The 19,432-nt window shown below is 70.0% G+C and carries 15 protein-coding genes; 14 read left to right on the top strand and 1 reads right to left on the bottom strand.

Annotated elements, in window-relative coordinates:
• From GKQ77_RS11160 to GKQ77_RS11095, 14 genes are all read left to right on the top strand, one after another.
• A partial coding sequence (locus tag GKQ77_RS11160; RefSeq protein WP_258021161.1) for a peptidoglycan D,D-transpeptidase FtsI family protein occupies positions 1-1,832 on the top strand: 1,832 nt, incomplete at its 5' end.
• Between the two features lie 19 nt (positions 1,833-1,851).
• The gene (locus GKQ77_RS11155; RefSeq protein ID WP_219688558.1) at positions 1,852-3,504 is read left to right on the top strand and encodes a UDP-N-acetylmuramoyl-L-alanyl-D-glutamate--2,6-diaminopimelate ligase; all 1,653 of its coding nucleotides are present in this window, start codon (positions 1,852-1,854) and stop codon (positions 3,502-3,504) included.
• Between the two features lie 4 nt (positions 3,505-3,508).
• Positions 3,509-4,924 (top strand): UDP-N-acetylmuramoyl-tripeptide--D-alanyl-D-alanine ligase, encoded by a 1,416-nt coding sequence (locus GKQ77_RS11150; RefSeq protein ID WP_219688557.1) that lies wholly within the window; start codon positions 3,509-3,511, stop codon positions 4,922-4,924.
• Complete coding sequence (mraY, locus tag GKQ77_RS11145) at positions 4,921-5,991, top strand: phospho-N-acetylmuramoyl-pentapeptide-transferase (RefSeq protein ID WP_219688556.1); 1,071 nt, start codon at positions 4,921-4,923, stop codon at positions 5,989-5,991. Before GKQ77_RS11150 ends, mraY begins: the two co-directional genes overlap by 4 nt.
• The gene (gene murD, locus GKQ77_RS11140; RefSeq protein ID WP_372459859.1) at positions 5,988-7,412 is read left to right on the top strand and encodes a UDP-N-acetylmuramoyl-L-alanine--D-glutamate ligase; all 1,425 of its coding nucleotides are present in this window, start codon (positions 5,988-5,990) and stop codon (positions 7,410-7,412) included. The genes mraY and murD overlap by 4 nt, the downstream gene beginning before the upstream one ends.
• 48 nt (positions 7,413-7,460) lie before the next feature.
• A complete protein-coding gene (gene ftsW, locus GKQ77_RS11135; protein ID WP_372459858.1) occupies positions 7,461-8,771 on the top strand; it encodes a putative lipid II flippase FtsW in 1,311 nt (436 codons plus the stop codon).
• A 6-nt stretch (positions 8,772-8,777) separates the two neighbouring features.
• The gene (gene murG, locus GKQ77_RS11130; RefSeq protein WP_219688554.1) at positions 8,778-9,872 is read left to right on the top strand and encodes an undecaprenyldiphospho-muramoylpentapeptide beta-N-acetylglucosaminyltransferase; all 1,095 of its coding nucleotides are present in this window, start codon (positions 8,778-8,780) and stop codon (positions 9,870-9,872) included.
• A gap of 14 nt (positions 9,873-9,886) precedes the next feature.
• Positions 9,887-10,681, top strand: coding sequence for a cell division protein FtsQ/DivIB (locus GKQ77_RS11125; protein ID WP_219688553.1), 795 nt, complete (start codon positions 9,887-9,889; stop codon positions 10,679-10,681).
• Positions 10,682-10,956: 275 nt separating this feature from the next.
• The gene (gene ftsZ, locus GKQ77_RS11120; RefSeq protein WP_219688552.1) at positions 10,957-12,204 is read left to right on the top strand and encodes a cell division protein FtsZ; all 1,248 of its coding nucleotides are present in this window, start codon (positions 10,957-10,959) and stop codon (positions 12,202-12,204) included.
• Between the two features lie 17 nt (positions 12,205-12,221).
• Positions 12,222-12,932, top strand: coding sequence for a peptidoglycan editing factor PgeF (pgeF, locus tag GKQ77_RS11115; RefSeq protein WP_372459857.1), 711 nt, complete (start codon positions 12,222-12,224; stop codon positions 12,930-12,932).
• A 6-nt stretch (positions 12,933-12,938) separates the two neighbouring features.
• Positions 12,939-13,658, top strand: a complete 720-nt coding sequence (locus GKQ77_RS11110) for a YggS family pyridoxal phosphate-dependent enzyme (protein WP_219688550.1) — start codon at positions 12,939-12,941, stop codon at positions 13,656-13,658.
• Between the two features lie 124 nt (positions 13,659-13,782).
• On the top strand, positions 13,783-14,418 hold the full coding sequence (locus tag GKQ77_RS11105; RefSeq protein ID WP_125512292.1) for a cell division protein SepF: 636 nt from the start codon (positions 13,783-13,785) through the stop codon (positions 14,416-14,418).
• 81 nt (positions 14,419-14,499) lie between these two features.
• On the top strand, positions 14,500-14,790 hold the full coding sequence (locus tag GKQ77_RS11100) for a YggT family protein (protein ID WP_219688549.1): 291 nt from the start codon (positions 14,500-14,502) through the stop codon (positions 14,788-14,790).
• A 46-nt stretch (positions 14,791-14,836) separates the two neighbouring features.
• Positions 14,837-15,940 carry a DivIVA domain-containing protein gene (locus tag GKQ77_RS11095; RefSeq protein ID WP_125512290.1) on the top strand — a complete coding sequence of 368 codons (1,104 nt, stop codon included), beginning with the start codon at positions 14,837-14,839 and terminating at the stop codon, positions 15,938-15,940.
• Between the two features lie 140 nt (positions 15,941-16,080).
• On the opposite strand, the gene ileS is transcribed toward GKQ77_RS11095, so the two are convergent.
• Positions 16,081-19,221: an isoleucine--tRNA ligase gene (gene ileS, locus GKQ77_RS11090; protein ID WP_219688548.1), complete on the bottom strand. Its 3,141-nt coding sequence runs from the start codon at positions 19,219-19,221 to the stop codon at positions 16,081-16,083.
• Positions 19,222-19,432 lie beyond the last annotated feature (211 nt).

Below are 19,432 nucleotides of genomic sequence, written 5' to 3'. Positions count from 1 at the left end.
AGCCCAAGCCCCGCACCATCCGCCTGGGCAGCCCCCGCCCGCGCCTTCGCATGGTCAGCCTGGGCCTGACGCTGGTGATGCTGGCCTTCGTCGTGCGGCTGCTCCAGGTGCAGGCCGTGGACGCCGATGTGTACGCCGCCAAGGCCGAGAAGAACCGCTACTTCACGCACACCCTGGCGGCCGAGCGCGGACGCATCACCGACCGCGGCGGCGTCGAGCTCGCCGCCAGCGTGGACGCGTACGACATCACGGCCGACCCCACGCTCTTCACGCCGAAGGAGATGGGGACCAAGGACGCCCCCGAGCAGGCGGCGGCGCTCCTGGCGCCCATCCTCGGCAAGGACGTCTCCGAGCTGGCCAAAAAGCTCAAGAAGTCGAACACGCGTTACGTCCTGCTCGCGCGCCGCCAGACTCCCCAGGTGTGGAAGCAGATCAAGGACCTGCGCGGCGCGCTCGCCGAGAAGGCGGGCGTCGACCCCGGCTCCCCGAACGTCCTGGCCGGTGTCCTCGCGGACCCGAGCAGCAAGCGGGTCTACCCCAACCACGACCTGGCCGCCGGGATACTGGGCTGGGTCAACGCCGACGGAGAGGGCGGCGGCGGCTTGGAGCGGCAGCTCGACAAGCAGCTCGCGGGCGAGGACGGCAAGATCCGCTACGCCCAGTCAGGCGGCCGCCAGGTGCCGACCGCGGGCTCCACGGAGACGCCCGCCGTGCCCGGCTCCGACGTCGAACTCACCATCGACCGCGACATCCAGTGGGCCGCGCAGAACGCCATCACCGAGCAGGTCGAGAAGTCCAAGGCCGACCGCGGGTACGTGATAGTGCAGGACAGCAGGACCGGCGAGGTGCTGGCCATGGCCAACGCCCCCGGCTTTGACCCGAACGACCTCTCGAAGGCCAGCGGCGCCGCGCTCGGCAACGCCGCGCTCCAGGACGCCTTCGAGCCCGGCTCCACCGCCAAGGTCATGTCGATGGCGGCGGTCCTCGAGGAGAACGTGGCCACCCCCGGTACGCACGTCACGGTCCCCAACCGCCTGCATCGCGGCGACCGCCTCTTCCAGGACGACATCGACCACCCCACCTGGCACCTGACGCTCAACGGCGTCCTCGCCAAGTCCTCGAACATCGGCACGATCCTCGCCACCGGCCAGCTGGGCAGGACGCAGCAGGAGTCCAACAAGGTCCTCTACTCCTACCTGCGCAAGTTCGGCCTCGGCAAGGAGACCGGCCTCGGCTTCCCCGGCGAGACCTCCGGCATCCTCGCGCCCGCCGCCAAGTGGTCCACCTCGCAGCAGTTCACCATCCCCTTCGGCCAGGGCGTCTCCATCAACGCCATGCAGGCCACCTCGGTCTACTCGACCATCGCCAACGGCGGCGTACGCGTCGAGCCCACCCTGGTGCGCGGCACGAAGGGCCCCGACGGCCGCTTCACGCCCGCGCCGAAGCCCAAGAAGACCCGCGTGGTGAGCGAGAAGACGGCCAAGACCGTCTCGCAGATGCTCGAATCCGTGGTCGACGACGAGGAGGGCACGGGCACCAAGGCCCGCATCCCCGGCTACCGCGTCGCCGGCAAGACCGGTACGGCCAACCGGGTCGATCCGGCCACCGGCCGCTACAAGGGCTACACCTCGTCCTTCGCCGGCTTCGCACCCGCCGACAAGCCGCGCGTCACGGTCTACTGCGCGATCCAGAACGCCACCAAGGGCAGCTACTTCGGCGGTCAGATCTGCGGCCCCATCTACAAGGAAGTCATGGAGTTCGCCCTGAAGACCCTCCAAGTCCCGCCCACGGGAAGCGGTCCGGCACGCCTTCCCGTCACCTTCGAGCCCTGAGACCGACCAGGAACCGCCCGTGACAACGATCACCCCGGACCCCGGGAACCACCCCTCGCCACGCCCCTCACTTCGCTCCGAGAGGGGTCAGCCCGGTACGCTCACCGCCGTGCCACACGCTGATCAGTCCCAAACCACCCAGAAGGGCGCTCCCGTGACATATCCGGGACCGCCGCGGCCGGACCAGGTCTTCGCGGCCTCACTGACGGAGCTCGCGGGCCAGCTGGGCGTCGCCGTCGAAGGCGATGCGGAGATCACGGGCATCACGCACGACTCCCGCGCGGTCCGCCCCGGCGACATCTACGCAGCGCTGCCCGGAGCCCGGATGCACGGTGCCGACTTCGTCGCGCAGGCCGCCGACCTCGGCGCCGCGGCGATCCTCACCGACCCGACCGGCGCCGGGCGCGCGGCCGCGACCGGCCTTCCGGTCCTGGTCGTCGAGAGCCCGCGCGCGCGGATGGGCGAGCTGGCGGCGACGGTCTACGGCCACCCCGGCCGCGACCTGCTGCAGATCGGCATCACCGGCACGTCCGGCAAGACCACGACCGCGTATCTCGTCGAGGGCGGCCTCAAGGGCCTGCGCGCGACCGGCCTCATCGGCACGGTCGAGATGCGCATCGGCGAGACCCGCATCAAGTCGGAACGGACGACCCCGGAAGCCACCGACCTCCAGGCGCTGTTCGCGGTGATGCGCGAGCGCGGCGTCGAGGCGGTCGCCATGGAGGTCTCCAGCCACGCCCTGGTGCTCGGGCGGGTGGACGGCTGCGTCTTCGACGTCGCCGTCTTCAACAACCTCAGCCCGGAGCACATGGAGTTCCACTCCGACATGGAGGACTACTTCCAGGCCAAGGCGCAGCTGTTCACCAAGCGGCGCTCGCGGCTCGGCGTGGTCAACTTCGACGACGAGTACGGGCGCCGGCTCCTCACCGAGTCCGAGGTGCCCGTCATCACCTTCTCCGCCGAGGGGCACCCGGACGCCGACTGGCGCGCCGAGGACGTCGAGGTCGGGCCGCTCGACTCGACGTTCGTCGCCGTCGGCCCCAAGGGCGAGCGCGTCACCGCCAAGTCGCCGCTGGCCGGGCCGTTCAACGTCGCCAACACCCTCGCCGCGATCGTCTCGCTGGCCGCCGCGGGGATCGACCCGCAGCTGGCCGCCGACGGCATCGCCGCGGTGCCGGGCGTCCCGGGCCGCCTGGAGCGTGTCGACGCGGGCCAGCCCTACCTCGCGGTCGTCGACTACGCCCACAAGACGGACGCCGTCGAATCGGTCCTGCGCGCCCTGCGCAAGGTCACCGAGGGCAAGCTGCACATCGTGCTCGGCTGCGGCGGCGACCGCGACAAGACCAAGCGGATGCCGATGGGCGCGGCCGCGGCCCGCCTCGCCGACACCGCCGTACTGACCTCCGACAACCCCCGTGGCGAGGACCCCCTCGCGATCCTCGCCACGATGCTCGCGGGCGCCGCTGAGGTGCCGGTCCACGAGCGCGGCGAGGTCGCCGTCTTCGAGGACCGCGCCGCCGCCATCGCGGCGGCCGTCGCCCGCGCCGAACCGGGCGACACCGTCCTGGTCGCGGGCAAGGGCCACGAGCAGGGACAGGACATCGCCGGGGTGGTGCGTCCCTTCGACGACCGCCAGGTGCTTCGCGAAGCTATCCAGCAAACCCAGGGATGAAGTTGTGATCGCCCTCTCCCTCGCCGAGATCGCCACCGTCGTCGGCGGGCAGACGTACGACATACCGGATCCGGCCATCCAGGTCACCGGACCCGTCGTCCGGGACTCCCGTGAGGTGGCGCCCGGCAGCCTCTTCGTCGCCTTCGTCGGCGAGCGCGTGGACGGCCACGACTACGCGGCCGACGTGGTCGCGGCGGGCGCGGTCGCCGTGCTCGCCTCGCGGCCGGTCGGCGTGCCCGCCATCGTCGTGGACGACGTGCAGGCGGCGCTCGGCGCCCTCGCGCGCCATGTCGTCAACCGGCTCGGCGCCACCCTGGTGGCGCTGACCGGCTCGGTCGGCAAGACCAGCTCCAAGGACCTGCTCGCCCAGGTGCTGCGGCGCAAGGCACCCACGGTCTTCACGCCGGGCTCCCTCAACAACGAGATCGGCCTGCCGCTGACCGCGCTCAGCGCCACCGACGAGACGAGGTTCCTCGTCCTGGAGATGGGGGCGCGCGGAATCGGCCATATTCGCTACCTCGCCGGCCTCACCCCGCCGAAGATCGGCCTCGTCCTGAACGTCGGCACCGCCCACATCGGCGAGTTCGGCGGCCGTGAGCAGATCGCGGTGGCAAAGGGTGAGCTGGTGGAGGCGCTGCCCGCGGACGGGGCGGCGGTCCTCAACGCCGACGACCCGCTCGTACGCGCCATGGCGGCGCGCACCAAGGCGCGCGTGGTGCTCTTCGGAGAGGCCGAGGACGCCGACGTACGTGCCGAGAATGTCCGTCTCACGGAGAACGGACAGCCCGCTTTTACGCTGCACACACCCTCCGGGTGCAGCGACGTGACCTTGCGGCTGTACGGTGAGCACCACGTGTCGAACGCGCTTGCCGCGGCCGCCGTCGCCCATGAGCTGGGCATGTCCGTCGACGAGATCGCCCTCGCGCTCTCCGAGGCGGGCACGCTGTCCCGCTGGCGGATGGAGGTCACCGAGCGCCCGGACGGTGTGACGGTCGTCAACGACGCCTACAACGCGAACCCCGAGTCCATGCGAGCCGCTCTGCGCGCGCTCGCGGCCATGGGCAAGGGGCGCCGTACGTGGGCGGTGCTCGGTCAGATGGCCGAGCTGGGGGACGACAGTCTCACCGAGCACGACGCGGTCGGACGCCTTGCCGTCCGGCTCAACGTGAGCAAGCTCGTGGCAGTCGGGGGCAGGGAAGCGTCCTGGCTCCAACTGGGCGCATACAACGAGGGTTCGTGGGGTGAGGAGTCGGTGCACGTGTCCGACGCACAGGCGGCGATCGACCTGCTGCGCAGCGAGCTGCGCCCGGGAGACGTCGTGCTGGTGAAGGCGTCCAGGTCGGTCGGTCTAGAGCGGGTCGCCACGGCGCTGCTCGACGGCGCCGCGGTGTCTTCTGAGGGGCAGGTCTCCGGCCGATGAGGCAGATCCTCTTCGCGGGTGTGATCGGGCTCTTCCTGACCCTGGTCGGCACGCCGCTGCTGATCAAACTCCTGGCCCGCAAGGGCTATGGCCAGTTCATCCGGGACGACGGCCCGCGCGAGCACCACAGCAAGCGCGGTACGCCGACCATGGGTGGCATCGCCTTCATCCTGGCCACGCTCATCGCGTACTTCCTCACGAAGATCATCACGGGTACGGAGACCACGCTCTCCGGCCTGCTGGTGCTCTTCCTGATGGCGGGCATGGGCCTCGTCGGCTTCCTCGACGACTACATCAAGATCGTCAAGCAGCGTTCGCTCGGTCTGCGCGCCAAGGCGAAGATGGCCGGCCAGCTGATCGTCGGCATCGGCTTCGCCGTGCTCGCGTTGAACTGGCCGGACAACCGCAACCAGACACCGGCCTCCACCAAGCTGTCGTTCGTCACGGACTTCGGCTGGTCGATCGGCCCGGTCCTGTTCGTGGTCTGGGCGCTGTTCATGATCCTCGCGATGTCGAACGGCGTGAACCTCACCGACGGTCTGGACGGCCTCGCCACCGGCGCCTCCGTGATGGTCTTCGGCGCCTACACCTTCATCGGTGTCTGGCAGTACCAGGAGTCCTGCGCCAACGCCACGACGCTGACCAACCCCCAGGCGTGCTTCGAGGTCAGGGACCCGCTCGACCTCGCGGTCGTGGCCTCCGCCCTGATGGGCGCCTGCTTCGGCTTCCTGTGGTGGAACACCTCGCCCGCCAAGATCTTCATGGGTGACACCGGCTCGCTCGCCCTCGGCGGCGCGCTGGCGGGCCTCGCGATCTGCTCCCGCACGGAGCTGCTCCTCGCGCTGCTCGGCGGCCTCTTCGTCCTGATCACGATGTCGGTCGTCATCCAGGTCGGCTCGTTCCGGATGACCGGGAAGCGGGTCTTCCGGATGGCGCCGCTCCAGCACCACTTCGAACTCAAGGGGTGGTCCGAGGTCCTTGTCGTGGTCCGCTTCTGGATCATCCAGGGCATGTGCGTGATCGTCGGCCTCGGTCTCTTCTACGCGGGATGGGCAGCCGAAAAGTGAGCACTGCGCACGACTGGCAGGGCAGGAACATCACCGTCGCCGGTCTCGGCGTGAGCGGCATCAGCGCCGCTCGCGCCCTGGCCGGCCTCGGCGCGTCGGTGACCGTCGTGGACGGCGGCTCCGGCCCGGTGCACGAGGAGCGCGCCGCCTCGCTGCGGGGCGAGGGCATCTCCGTACGCCTGGGGGACGCCACGAGCCTGCCGCCCGGCACGGACCTCGTGGTCACCTCGCCGGGCTGGAAGCCCTCGTCGCCGCTGTTCGCCGAGGCCGCCGCGGCGGGCGTGGACGTCGTCGGTGACGTCGAGATCGCCTGGCGGCTGCGCGGGCCGGACGCGGCGCCCTGGCTCGCCATCACCGGCACCAACGGCAAGACCACGACCACGCAGATGCTCGCCTCGATCCTTGAGGCAGCGGGCCTGCGCACGGCGGCCGTCGGCAACATCGGCACCCCGATCGTGGACGTCGTCCTGGCGGGCGACGACGCGTACGACGTGCTCGCCGTCGAGCTGTCCTCCTACCAGCTGCACTGGGCGCCCTCCGTGCGCGCCCACTCCGCGGCGGTCCTGAACCTCGCCCCCGACCACCTCGACTGGCACGGCTCCATGGAGGCGTACGCCGCCGACAAGGGCCGTATCTACGAGGGCAACCAGATCGCCTGCGTCTACAACGTCTCCGACAAGGCGACCGAGGACCTGGTCCGCGAGGCCGACGTCGAAGAGGGCTGCCGCGCCATCGGTTTCACGCTGAACGCGCCCGCCCCCTCGCAACTGGGCGTCGTGGACGGCATCCTGGTCGACCGTGCCTTCGTGCCGGACCGCCAGAAGCAGGCCCAGGAGCTGGCCGAGGTCTCCGACGTCGAGCCGCCCGCGCCGCACAACATCGCCAATGCGCTCGCCGCCGCCGCCCTCGCCCGCGCCTTCGGCGTCCAGGCCACGGCCGTCCGCGACGGCCTGCGCGCCTTCCGCCCCGACGCCCACCGCATCGAGCACGTCGCCGAGGTCGCGGGCGTCGCCTACATCGACGACTCCAAGGCGACCAACACCCACGCGGCACAGGCCTCGTTGGCGGCGTACGAGTCGATCGTGTGGATCGCGGGCGGCCTCGCCAAGGGCGCCACCTTCGACGGACTCGTCGCGGGCGCCGCCAAGCGGCTGCGCGGCGTCGTCCTCATCGGCGCCGACCGCGCGCTGATCCGCGAAGCCCTCGCGCGACACGCCCCCGAGGTCCCGGTCGTCGACCTCGACCGGACCGACACTGGGGCGATGTCCGAGGCGGTACGCCGGGCGGCGGAGCTGGCTCAGCCGGGGGACACCGTGCTGATGGCCCCGGCCTGCGCGTCGATGGACATGTTCACCAACTACAACAAGCGTGGTGAAGCGTTCGCGGACGCCGTCCGCGAACTCGGCTCCACGCGCGCCTGACCGGGTCTTCCGTCCGGCCGGCGCCGGGCACACCCTTGGGAGGGAAACGTGGCCAGGTCTTCCGTGCGGGTCGCCAAACGACCGGCTCCGGTACGCGCCAGAGGCGCCTCCCACCCCCCGGGCGAGAACGGGCTCCGGCGGCTGTCCAACAGGCTCCGCCGGGCCTGGGACCGGCCGCTCACGGCGTACTATCTGATCTTCGGCAGCAGCCTGCTGATCACCGTGCTCGGCCTGGTGATGGTCTACTCCGCCTCGATGATCCAGGCGCTCCAGCTCTCCCTGCCCGCCTCGTACTTCTTCCGCAAGCAGTTCGTCGCCGCCGTGCTCGGCGCGATCCTGTTGCTGGTCGCGATGCGGATGCCCGTCAAACTCCACCGCGCGCTCGCCTATCCGATGCTCGCGGTGAGCGTCTTCCTGATGGTGCTCGTGCAGATCCCGGGGATAGGGCGCAGCGTCAACGGCAACCAGAACTGGATCTATCTGGGCGGCCCGTTCCAGCTCCAGCCCAGTGAGTTCGGCAAGCTCGCCCTGGTCCTGTGGGGCGCCGATCTGCTCGCCCGTAAACACGACAAGCGGCTTTTGACCCAGTGGAAACACATGCTGGTGCCGCTCGTCCCGGTCGCCTTCATGCTGCTCGGGCTCATCATGCTCGGCGGCGACATGGGCACCGCGATCATTCTCACCGCGATCCTCTTCGGCCTGCTGTGGCTGGCGGGCGCCCCCACCCGGCTCTTCGCCGGGGTGCTCGGCGTCGCCGCCCTGCTCGGTGTGATCCTCATCAAGACGAGTCCCAACCGCATGGCGAGGCTCGCCTGCATCGGCGCCACCGACCCGGGCCCCGGCGACCAGTGCTGGCAGGCCGTGCACGGCATCTATGCTCTGGCCTCCGGCGGATTCTTCGGTTCCGGACTGGGCGCGAGTGTGGAAAAATGGGGTCAACTCCCTGAACCCCACACCGACTTCATCTTCGCCATCACCGGGGAGGAACTGGGTCTGGCGGGGACACTGTCGGTGCTCGCCCTGTTCGCGGCTCTAGGCTATGCGGGTATCCGCGTGGCCGGACGCACGGAGGACCCCTTCGTGAGGTATGCCGCGGGAGGCGTGACCACCTGGATCACGGCCCAGGCCGTGATCAATGTCGGTGCGGTGCTCGGTCTGCTGCCGATCGCCGGTGTCCCGCTCCCGCTGTTCTCCTACGGGGGTTCGGCCTTGCTGCCGACCATGTTCGCCATCGGGCTCCTCATCGCCTTCGCGCGATCGGACCCCGCTGCGAAGGCGGCCCTGGCCATGCGGCAACCTCGGGTGAGATGGAACACGATGCGACGGCGCGTCAAGGCGCGTTCGTCCGGAGAGCGGTGAATTTCGGTGCATGTCGTACTCGCCGGTGGGGGGACCGCCGGCCACATCGAGCCCGCGCTCGCCCTCGCGGACGCCCTGCGGAGGCAGGACCCGACCGTGGGCATCACGGCCCTGGGCACGGAGCGCGGACTCGAGACCCGGCTCGTACCGGAGCGGGGCTACGAACTCGCGCTGATCCCGGCCGTCCCGCTGCCGCGCAAACCCACCCCTGAGCTGATCACCGTCCCGGGCAGGCTGCGCGGCACCATCAAGGCGGCCGAGCAGATCCTGGAGCGCACCAAGGCGGACTGCGTCGTCGGCTTCGGCGGCTACGTGGCCCTGCCCGGCTACCTCGCGGCCAAGCGGACCGGGACGCCGATCGTGGTGCACGAGGCCAACGCGCGCCCCGGCCTCGCCAACAAGATCGGTTCGCGGTACGCGCACGGGGTGGCCGTCGCCACCCCCGACAGCAAGCTGCGCAACTCCCGTTACATCGGCATCCCGCTGCGCCACACGATCGCCACGCTCGACCGGGCCCGGGTCCGCCCGGAGGCGCGCGCCGCCTTCGGCCTCGACCCCAACCTGCCGACGCTGCTCGTCTCCGGCGGCTCCCAGGGCGCCCGGCGGCTCAACGAGGTCGTCCAGCAGGTCGCGCCGGTGCTCCAGCGCGCGGGCATCCAGATCCTGCACGCGGTCGGCCCGAAGAACGAATTGCCGCATGTGCAGCAGATGCCGGGTATGCCCCCGTACATCCCGGTACCGTACGTGGACCGGATGGACCTCGCGTACGCCGCTGCCGACATGATGCTCTGCCGCGCGGGCGCGATGACCGTCGCCGAACTCTCCGCCGTCGGGCTCCCCGCCGCCTACGTCCCGCTGCCGATCGGCAACGGCGAACAGCGGCTCAACGCCCAGCCGGTGGTCAAGGCGGGCGGTGGACTGCTGGTCGACGACGCGGAACTGACGCCCGAGTGGGTCCAGGGCAACGTCCTGCCCGTACTGGCCGATCCGCACCGGCTGTACGAGATGTCCCGCGCCGCCTCGGAGTTCGGCCGCAGGGACGCCGACGAGCTGCTCGTCGGCATGGTGTACGAGGCGATTGCGTCACGCCGCAACGCGTGAGAAGGCAGGGGACCGTGGCCGGACCGACCACCGCCGAACGGCAGCAGCAGAAGTCCGGCCCGCCCCGCCCGCAGCGCGTCCGCCGCGTCAGGCTGCCCCGCTCGCGCACCCTGGTGGCGCTCCTGGCCCTCGCCGTGCTCCTGACGGCCGGGGGCCTGTGGATGCTCTACGGCTCGCAGTGGCTGCGGCTTGAGCACGTGCGGGCGTCCGGCACCCAGGCGCTGTCGCCACATGAGGTCGTCGAGGCGGCGCAGGCCCCCGTCGGGGAACCGCTGATTTCGGTCGACACGGACGCTCTTGAGAGCCGTCTGCGCTCGAAATTGCCCCGGATTGACTCGGTTGAGGCCGTCCGGTCATGGCCGCACGGAATCAGTCTCAAAGTGACGGAACGCAAGCCGGTTCTCCTCATCGAAAAGGGCGAAAAGTTCGTCGAAGTGGACGCCGAGGGAGTGCGATTCGCCACGGTCGGGCACGCCCCCAAGGGCATCCCGCTCCTCGAATTGGCGCCGGACCGCCAGAGCGGGGCGGCGGCCAGCCTGCGCCGGTTCGGCACCGACCGCCTGCTGCGGGAAGCCGTGCGGGTCGCGGGCGACCTGCCCGGGGCCGTCGCCCGGGATACACGGAGCGTCAAGGTCCGTTCGTACGACTCCATCTCGCTGGAGTTGAGCCGCGACCGCACGGTCGTCTGGGGAAGTGGCGAGAAGGGGCGTACGAAAGCCACTACCCTCACCGCACTGATGAAAGCGGCGCCGAGGGCACGGCACTTCGATGTGAGCGTCCCCACGGCCCCCGCGTCGTCGGGGAGTTGACGCGTATCCGTGCAGGCCAGCACCCTGGTTCGGCATCGCTATGGCTGATCACATAGGGTGAAAAGAAAAACGGGAGGTTCGGCGTGTTCGTTGAACGTGCGCCACTTGTCGACTTAGTGTCCTGTTCGGAAGAGTCCAGAGAACAGACACACTGGTAACCCTAAACTTCAGCGTTAGGGTTCGGGTCGGCGTTCGGACCGTCCCATTCGGCATCAGTCGCCGCCTCGCATCGATGCGAAACGGCGACACGTAACTCGAGGCGAGAGGCCTTCGACGTGGCAGCACCGCAGAACTACCTCGCAGTCATCAAAGTCATCGGTGTCGGCGGCGGTGGTGTCAATGCCATCAACCGGATGATCGAGGTCGGTCTCAAGGGCGTCGAGTTCATCGCCATCAACACCGACGCGCAAGCCCTGTTGATGAGCGACGCCGACGTCAAGCTCGACGTCGGCCGTGAACTCACCCGCGGCCTCGGCGCCGGGGCCAACCCGGCCGTCGGCCGCAAGGCCGCAGAGGACCACCGCGAGGAGATCGAGGAGGTCCTCAAGGGGGCCGACATGGTCTTCGTCACCGCCGGCGAAGGCGGTGGCACCGGCACCGGCGGCGCACCCGTCGTCGCCAACATCGCGCGCTCGCTCGGCGCCCTCACCATCGGCGTGGTCACCCGGCCGTTCACCTTCGAGGGCCGCCGCCGCGCCAACCAGGCCGAGGACGGCATCGCGGAGCTGCGCGAAGAGGTCGACACCCTCATCGTCATCCCGAACGACCGACTGCTGTCCATCTCGGACCGCCAGGTCTCCGTCCTCGACGCCTTCAAGTCGGCGGACCAGGTCCTGCTCTCCGGCGTCCAGGGCATCACCGACCTCATCACCACGCCCGGCCTGATCAACCTCGACTTCGCCGACGTGAAGTCGGTCATGTCCGAGGCCGGTTCGGCCCTCATGGGCATCGGCTCGGCCCGCGGCGACGACCGCGCGGTGGCCGCCGCCGAGATGGCGATCTCCTCGCCGCTCCTGGAGGCGTCCATCGACGGCGCCCGCGGTGTGCTGCTCTCCATCTCCGGCGGCTCGGACCTCGGCCTCTTCGAGATCAACGAAGCGGCCCAGCTGGTCAGCGAGGCCGCGCACCCCGAGGCCAACATCATCTTCGGCGCGGTCATCGACGACGCGCTCGGCGACGAGGTCAGGGTCACCGTCATCGCGGCCGGCTTCGACGGCGGGCAGCCACCGTCCAAGCGGGACACCGTCCTTGGCGCGGCGTCCGGCTCGGGCTCCGCCGCCAAGCGCGACGAGCCGGCACCGTCCGCGGCACCGGTCTCGCGCCCCGCCGAACCCTCCCGCCCGGCCTTCAGCGGTCTCGGCAGCGTCACGACGCGCGAGGAGCCCTCGGCCCCGGAGCCCGCGGAGGCGGCCCCGGCGAGCGAGACACCCTCCGCGCCCGCGACCCCGCCGCAGGTCCCGCCGGCCCGTCCGTACCAGGACAGCCAGGCCGAAGAGCTGGACGTGCCGGACTTCTTGAAGTGATAAGCGAGCACAGCACCGTGAGCGGCGCGCACTTCGCCTTCACCGACAGGTGGGGCGGGGTGAGCGCCGTTCCGTACGAGGAGCTGAACCTCGGCGGCGCGGTCGGCGACGACGCCGAAGCCGTGCGGGAGAACCGGACGCTGGCCGCCAAGTCCCTCGGCGTCGACCCGGGCCTTGTCGTCTGGATGAACCAGGTGCACGGCCGCGAGGTCGCCGTGGTCGACGAGCCCTGGGGCGCCGGGGCCGAGGTCCCGGCCGTCGACGCGGTGGTCACCGCCCGCAGGGGCCTCGTGCTCGCCGTCCTCACCGCCGACTGCACGCCCGTCCTGCTCGCCGATCCGGCCGCCGGGGTCGTGGCGGCGGCGCACGCCGGACGCCCCGGGATGGTCGCGGGCGTCGTCCCGGCCGCCGTGGCGGCGATGGTCGGGCTCGGCGCGGACGCGGGACGCATCGTGGCCCGCACCGGTCCCGCCGTCTGCGGGCGTTGTTACGAAGTGCCCGGGGCGATGCGCGACGAGGTCGCCGCCGTCGAGCCCGCGGCGTACGCCGAGACGAGCTGGGGTACGCCGGCGGTCGATGTGACCGCGGGAGTGCACGCGCAGCTCGAGCGGCTCGGGGTGTGCGACCGGGAGCAGTCGCCGGTGTGCACGCTGGAATCCGCTGACCACTTCTCGTACCGCCGCGACCGCACGACCGGTCGCCTCGCGGGCTATGTCTGGCTGGACTGATAACGCATGACGGACCGTAGGACCGAACTCGCGGCGAACCTCTCGAAGGTCGAGGAGCGCATCGCCGCCGCGTGCGCCGCCGCCGGGCGCAAGCGGGAAGAAGTGACCCTGATCGTGGTCACCAAGACCTACCCGGCGAGCGACGTACGGATCCTGTCGGAGCTGGGCGTGCGCCATGTCGCGGAGAACCGCGACCAGGACGCGGCACCGAAGGCCGCCGAGTGCGCGGACCTTCCCCTCACATGGCACTTTGTCGGTCAATTGCAGACCAACAAGGTCCGTTCCGTGGCCAGTTATGCCGATCTGGTGCAGTCCGTGGACCGGTCCAGGCTCGTCACCGCTCTCTCGACGGCCGCCGTGCGCGCCGAGCGGGAGGTCGGCTGCCTGATCCAGGTCGCGCTCGACGCCGAGGAGAACGGACGCGGGGAGCGCGGCGGCGTGGGCCCCGGCGGAATCGAAGAGTTGGCCGACCTCGTCGCGGCGGCGCCGGGGCTGCGGCTCGACGGGCTGATGACGGTGGCCCCGCTCACCGGCCCGTACGCGGGACGGCAACAGGCGGCGTTCGAGCGGTTGATGGAATTCGCAACCCTCATGCGCGCGACTCATCCGGCTGCGAACATGGTGTCAGCAGGGATGAGTGCGGACCTCGAACAGGCCGTGGCGGCCGGGGCGACACATGTGCGCGTCGGTACGGCGGTACTCGGAGTCCGACCCGGGCTCGGGTAACGTCGCCAAGAAGTCGGACCACAGCAGAAAATATGGTCATTCTCGCTGTTGGGCGGGGATACCTCGTGGATCGCGGGCAGTTGGTGACGACAGCCGATCCACCACAGAGCGGAGGACTCAGAGCATGGCCGGCGCGATGCGCAAGATGGCGGTCTACCTCGGCCTCGTGGAGGACGATGGGTACGACGGTCCGGGGTTCGACCCCGATGACGAGTTCGAACCCGAGCCGGAGCCCGAGCGCGACCGCAGGCGGCATGAACCGCCGCATCAGTCGCACCAGTCCCATCAGTCCCAACGGGACGAATCGGTACGAGTGGTGCAGCCTCCCGCCCCCAGAGAACCGGCGGCCCATTCCGCTTCGCTAGCCGCGGAATCCGGACGTCCGGCACGAATCGCCCCCGTGGCATCCATCACACCTGAACGCCAGAGCCTGGAGAAGAACGCACCGGTGATCATGCCCAAGGTCGTGTCCGAGCGGGAGCCCTACCGCATCACCACGTTGCACCCGCGGACCTACAACGAGGCCCGTACCATCGGGGAACACTTCCGCGAGGGCACTCCGGTGATCATGAATCTGACCGAGATGGACGACACCGACGCGAAGCGACTTGTCGACTTTGCCGCCGGTCTGGTCTTCGGTCTGCATGGCAGCATTGAGCGAGTGACGCAGAAGGTGTTCCTGTTGTCGCCTGCTAACGTCGATGTAACGGCGGAGGACAAGGCTCGCATCGCAGAGGGCGGGTTCTTCAACCAGAGCTGAGACGTAAGTGATGAAGTAGTTGCCTCAGACGCAGTACCGGAACGACGCAGTACGAGAAACAGGGGAGAGGGAACCGCGGACATGAGCGTGGTCTTGCAGGTGCTTTACATCGCGCTGATGTGCTTCCTCATCGTGCTGATCTTCCGGTTGGTCATGGACTACGTCTTCCAGTTCGCCCGCTCATGGCAACCCGGCAAGGCGATGGTGGTCATTTTGGAGGCCGCCTACACTGTCACTGATCCACCGCTCAAGCTTCTGCGGCGGTTCATTCCGCCGCTGCGTCTCGGGGGCGTGGCGCTCGACCTGTCCTTCTTCGTACTGATGATCATCGTCTACATCCTGATCACCGTCGTCAGGTCGGTGTCTGTGTGAACGATACGGTCTTGCCGAATGCCGACGACTACGTTGAGGTGAAGAGATGCCGTTGACCCCCGAGGACGTGCGGAACAAGCAGTTCACGACCGTCCGCCTCCGAGAAGGCTATGACGAGGACGAGGTTGATGCCTTCCTCGATGAGGTCGAAGCCGAACTGACCCGCCTGCTCCGCGAGAACGAGGACCTGCGCGCCAAGCTGGCCGCCGCCACCCGCGCCGCTGCTCAGAACCAGCAGCAGGGCGGTATGCGCAAGGGTCCCGACGGGCCGCAGGACCAGCGCGGTCCCGGCGCCCCGGTGCCCGCCGCTATATCGGGTCCGCAGCCGGTCCCGCCGCAGCAGCAGATGGGTGGCCCGATGGGTGGCCCGCCGCAGCTGCCCGGCGGCGCACCGCAGCTGCCCGCAGGCCCCAGTGGACACGGCCAGGGCCACCCGCAGCAGGGCGGTCCGCAGGGCCCCGGCCCCATGGGCCAGGGTCAGATGGGCGGCCCCATGGGCGGTCCCATGGGCGGCCACGGCCCGCAGATGCCGCAGCCCGGTCAGGGCCCCGGTGGTGACAGCGCCGCTCGCGTGCTGTCCCTTGCGCAGCAGACCGCCGACCAGGCGATCGCGGAGGCCCGTTCCGAGGCCAACAAGATCGTCGGCGAGGCCCGTTCGCGCGCCGAGGGTCTGGAGCGCGACGCCCGTGCCAAGGCCGACGCCCTGGAGCGGGACGCGCAGGAGAAGCACCGCGTCGCGATGGGCTCCCTGGAGTCCGCCCGCGCCACGCTGGAGCGCAAGGTCGAGGACCTGCGAGGCTTCGAGCGCGAGTACCGCACGCGCCTGAAGTCCTACCTGGAGTCGCAGCTGCGTCAGCTGGAGACCCAGGCCGATGACTCGCTGGCCCCGCCGCGCACTCCGGCCACCGCCTCGCTGCCGCCGTCCCCGGCGCCGTCGATGGCTCCGGCCGGTGCGGGTGCCCCGTCCTACGGCGGCAACCAGTCGATGGGTGGCAACCAGGGTGCCGGTGGTCCGTCCTACGGCGGCCAGCAGCAGATGTCCCCGGCGATGACCCAGCCGATGGCACCGGTGCGGCCGCAGGGCCAGCAGCCGATGCAGCAGGCTCCGTCGCCGATGCGTGGCTTCCTCATCGACGAGGACGACAACTGACGGGCGTGAGCACGCCTTAGGCGTCGGCAGCGTTCAGGGCCGGGCCCCCAGAGTCTCTGGGGGCCCGGCCCTTTTGTGTAAGTAAGAAAAGGCCCGGTTCCGCCAGATCTCTCTGGCGGAACCGGGCCTTCGTACGACGCTTACGCCTTGCGGAGGCGGAACGTCAGCTTCAGGGAGTCGTCCGTGAACGGCTGTCCGAAGGTGTCGTCGGCCTCGCCTCCGGCGAAGTCCGTGGCGAGCACCTCGTCCGCGATCAGTCCGGCGTGCTCGGACAGGGCCGTCTCCACCGCCGGGTCCGTGGAGGTCCAGCGCAGGGCGATCCGGTCCGCGACGTCCAGGCCGCTGTTCTTGCGGGCCTCCTGGATCAGGCGGATCGCGTCACGGGCGAGGCCCGCGCGGCGCAGCTCCTCCGTGATCTCCAGGTCGAGGGCGACCGTGGCGCCGGAGTCGGACGCCACCGACCAGCCCTCGCGCGGGGTCTCCGTGATGATGACCTCGTCCGGGGCGAGCGTCACCGTCTCGCCGTCGACCTCGACGGAGGCCGTGCCCTCGCGCAGGGCCAGCGAGAGCGCGGCGGCGTCGGCGTCGGCGACGGCCTTGGCGACCGCCTGGACGCCCTTGCCGAAGCGCTTGCCGAGGGCGCGGAAGTTCGCCTTCGCGGTGGTGTCGACCAGTGAGCCGCCGACCTCGGAGAGCGACGCCAGGGAGGAGACGTTCAGCTCCTCCGTGATCTGGGTGTGCAGCTCGGGGTTGAGCGATTCGAAGCCGGACGCGGCGACCAGCGCGCGGGACAGCGGCTGACGCGTCTTGACGCCCGACTCCGCGCGCGTGGCGCGGCCCAGCTCCACCAGGCGTCGTACGAGGACCATCTGCTGGGACAGCTCGGGGTCGATCATCGACAGATCGGCCTCCGGCCAGGAGGTCAGGTGGACCGACTCCGGGGCCTGCGGGGTGACCGGCACGACCAGGTCCTGCCAGACGCGCTCGGTGATGAACGGCGTCAGCGGGGCCATCAGGCGCGTGATCGTCTCGACGACCTCGTGCAGGGTGCGCAGGGCCGCCTTGTCGCCCTGCCAGAAGCGGCGACGGGAGCGGCGTACGTACCAGTTGGAGAGGTTGTCGACGAAGACGGAAAGGAGCTTGCCCGCGCGCTGGGTGTCGTAGCCCTCCAGGGCCTGGGTGACCTGGTCGGTCAGCGCGTGCAGCTCGCTGAGCAGCCAGCGGTCCAGGAGCGGGCGGTCGGCGGGCGCCGGGTCGGCGTCGCTGGGGGCCCACTTCGACGTACGGGCGTACAGCGCCTGGAAGGCGACCGTGTTCCAGTACGTGAGGAGCGTCTTGCGGACGACCTCCTGGATGGTGCCGTGGCCCACGCGGCGCGCCGCCCACGGGGAGCCGCCGGCCGCCATGAACCAGCGCACCGCGTCGGCGCCGTGCTGGTCCATGAGCGGGATGGGCTGGAGGATGTTGCCCAGGTGCTTGGACATCTTGCGGCCGTCCTCGGCGAGGATGTGGCCCAGGCAGACCACGTTCTCGTAGGACGATTTGTCGAAGACCAGGGTGCCCACGGCCATGAGCGTGTAGAACCAGCCGCGGGTCTGGTCGATGGCCTCCGAGATGAACTGCGCGGGGTAGCGGCTCTCGAACAGTTCCTTGTTCTTGTACGGGTAGCCCCACTGCGCGAACGGCATCGAGCCCGAGTCGTACCAGGCGTCGATGACCTCGGGCACGCGCGTGGCGGTGCTCTGGCACTGGGGGCACGCGAACGTGATCTCGTCGATGAACGGGCGGTGCGGGTCGAGCTCCGACTGGTCGGTGCCCGTCAGCTCGGACAGCTCCGCGCGCGAACCTACGCAGGTGAGGTGGTCTTCCTCACAGCGCCAGATGGGCAGCGGGGTGCCCCAGTAGCGGTTGCGGGAGAGCGCCCAGTCGACGTTGTTGTTCAGCCAGTCGCCGAAACGGCCGTGCTTGACCGACTCCGGGAACCAGTTGGTCTTCTCGTTCTCCTGGAGGAGCTTGTCCTTGATGGCCGTGGTGCGGATGTACCAGGACGGCTGGGCGTAGTAGAGCAGCGCCGTGTGGCAGCGCCAGCAGTGCGGGTAGCTGTGCTCGTACGCGATGTGCTTGAAGAGCAGGCCGCGGTCGTCGAGGTCCTTGGTGAGGGCTTCGTCCGCCTTCTTGAAGAAGACGCCGCCTACGAGCGGCAGCTCCTCCTCGAAGGTGCCGTCGGGACGGACCGGGTTCACGACCGGCAGGCCGTAGGCGCGGCAGACCTTGAGGTCGTCCTCACCGAAGGCGGGGGACTGGTGGACGAGACCTGTGCCGTCCTCCGTGGTGACGTACTCGGCGTTGACCACGTAGTGCGCCGGAGCCGGGAACTCCACAAGCTCGAACGGGCGTTGGTAAGTCCAGCGCTCCATCTCGGCGCCGGTGAAGGTCTCACCGGTCGTCTCCCATCCCTCACCGAGCGCCTTCTCGACGAGCGGCTGGGCGACGACGAGCTTCTGCTCGCCGTCCGTCGCGACGACGTAGGTGACGTCGGGGTGCGCGGCGACGGCGGTGTTCGAGACGAGCGTCCAGGGCGTCGTCGTCCAGACCAGGAGGGCGGCCTCGCCCGCGAGGGGACCGGAGGTGAGGGGGAAGCGGACATAGACGGACGGGTCGACGACCGTCTCATAGCCCTGCGCCAGCTCGTGGTCGGACAGGCCCGTGCCGCAGCGCGGGCACCAGGGGGCGACGCGGTGGTCCTGGACGAGGAGGTCCTTGTTGAAGATCTCCTTCAGCGACCACCAGACCGAGTCGACGTACTCGGGGTTCATCGTCCGGTACGCGTCGTCGAGGTCGACCCAGTACCCCATGCGGGTCGTCAGCTCGGCGAAGGCATCGGTGTGGCGGGTGACGGACTCGCGGCACTTGGCGTTGAACTCGGCGATGCCGTACGCCTCGATGTCCTTCTTGCCGTTGAACCCCAGCTCCTTCTCGACCGCCAGCTCGACGGGGAGGCCGTGGCAGTCCCAGCCGGCCTTGCGGGCCACGTGGTACCCCCGCATGGTGCGGAAGCGCGGGAAGACGTCCTTGAAGACGCGGGCCTCGATGTGGTGGGCGCCCGGCATGCCGTTGGCGGTGGGCGGGCCCTCGTAGAACACCCATTCGGGACGGCCCTCGGACTGCTCCAGGCTCTTGGCGAAGATCTTCTGCTCGCGCCAGAAGTCGAGCACGGCGTGCTCAAGGGCGGGCAGGTCGACCTGGGCGGGCACCTGGCGGTACTGCGGCGGCGTATTCAACGAAGTCCTCCGGCGGATGTGCTGCCTTCCGTCGGAGGGACGAGAGCCATGTGCGCCTGGTGCGGCGCGCTCCCGCGGTACCACCCTCCTTGGCTCTCCGGAACGGGGTCCGTGCCGGTGAGCCCCCTCATTGGGGTCGCGATACCGGGTCTACTCGCCTCCGCTGCGGGGCTTCGGCTTTCTTCCGGCGGCTCCGGGGTGATCTTCACGT

The organism is Streptomyces anatolicus (assembly GCF_019400875.1).
In the GTDB taxonomy this organism is placed as follows: domain Bacteria; phylum Actinomycetota; class Actinomycetes; order Streptomycetales; family Streptomycetaceae; genus Streptomyces; species Streptomyces anatolicus.
The sequence above is the reverse complement of the archived record's forward strand: the minus strand, read 5'-3'. Positions and strand labels throughout refer to the sequence as shown.

Bases quoted from the DNA above. Each gene is read 5' to 3' on its own strand.
- mraY (WP_219688556.1), top strand. From the start codon at position 4,921: ATGAGGCAGATCCTCTTCGCGGGTGTGATCGGGCTCTTCCTGACCCTG.
- GKQ77_RS11110 (WP_219688550.1), top strand. From the start codon at position 12,939: ATGACGGACCGTAGGACCGAACTCGCGGCGAACCTCTCGAAGGTCGAG.
- GKQ77_RS11105 (WP_125512292.1), top strand. From the start codon at position 13,783: ATGGCCGGCGCGATGCGCAAGATGGCGGTCTACCTCGGCCTCGTGGAG.
- GKQ77_RS11100 (WP_219688549.1), top strand. From the start codon at position 14,500: ATGAGCGTGGTCTTGCAGGTGCTTTACATCGCGCTGATGTGCTTCCTC.
- GKQ77_RS11095 (WP_125512290.1), top strand. From the start codon at position 14,837: ATGCCGTTGACCCCCGAGGACGTGCGGAACAAGCAGTTCACGACCGTC.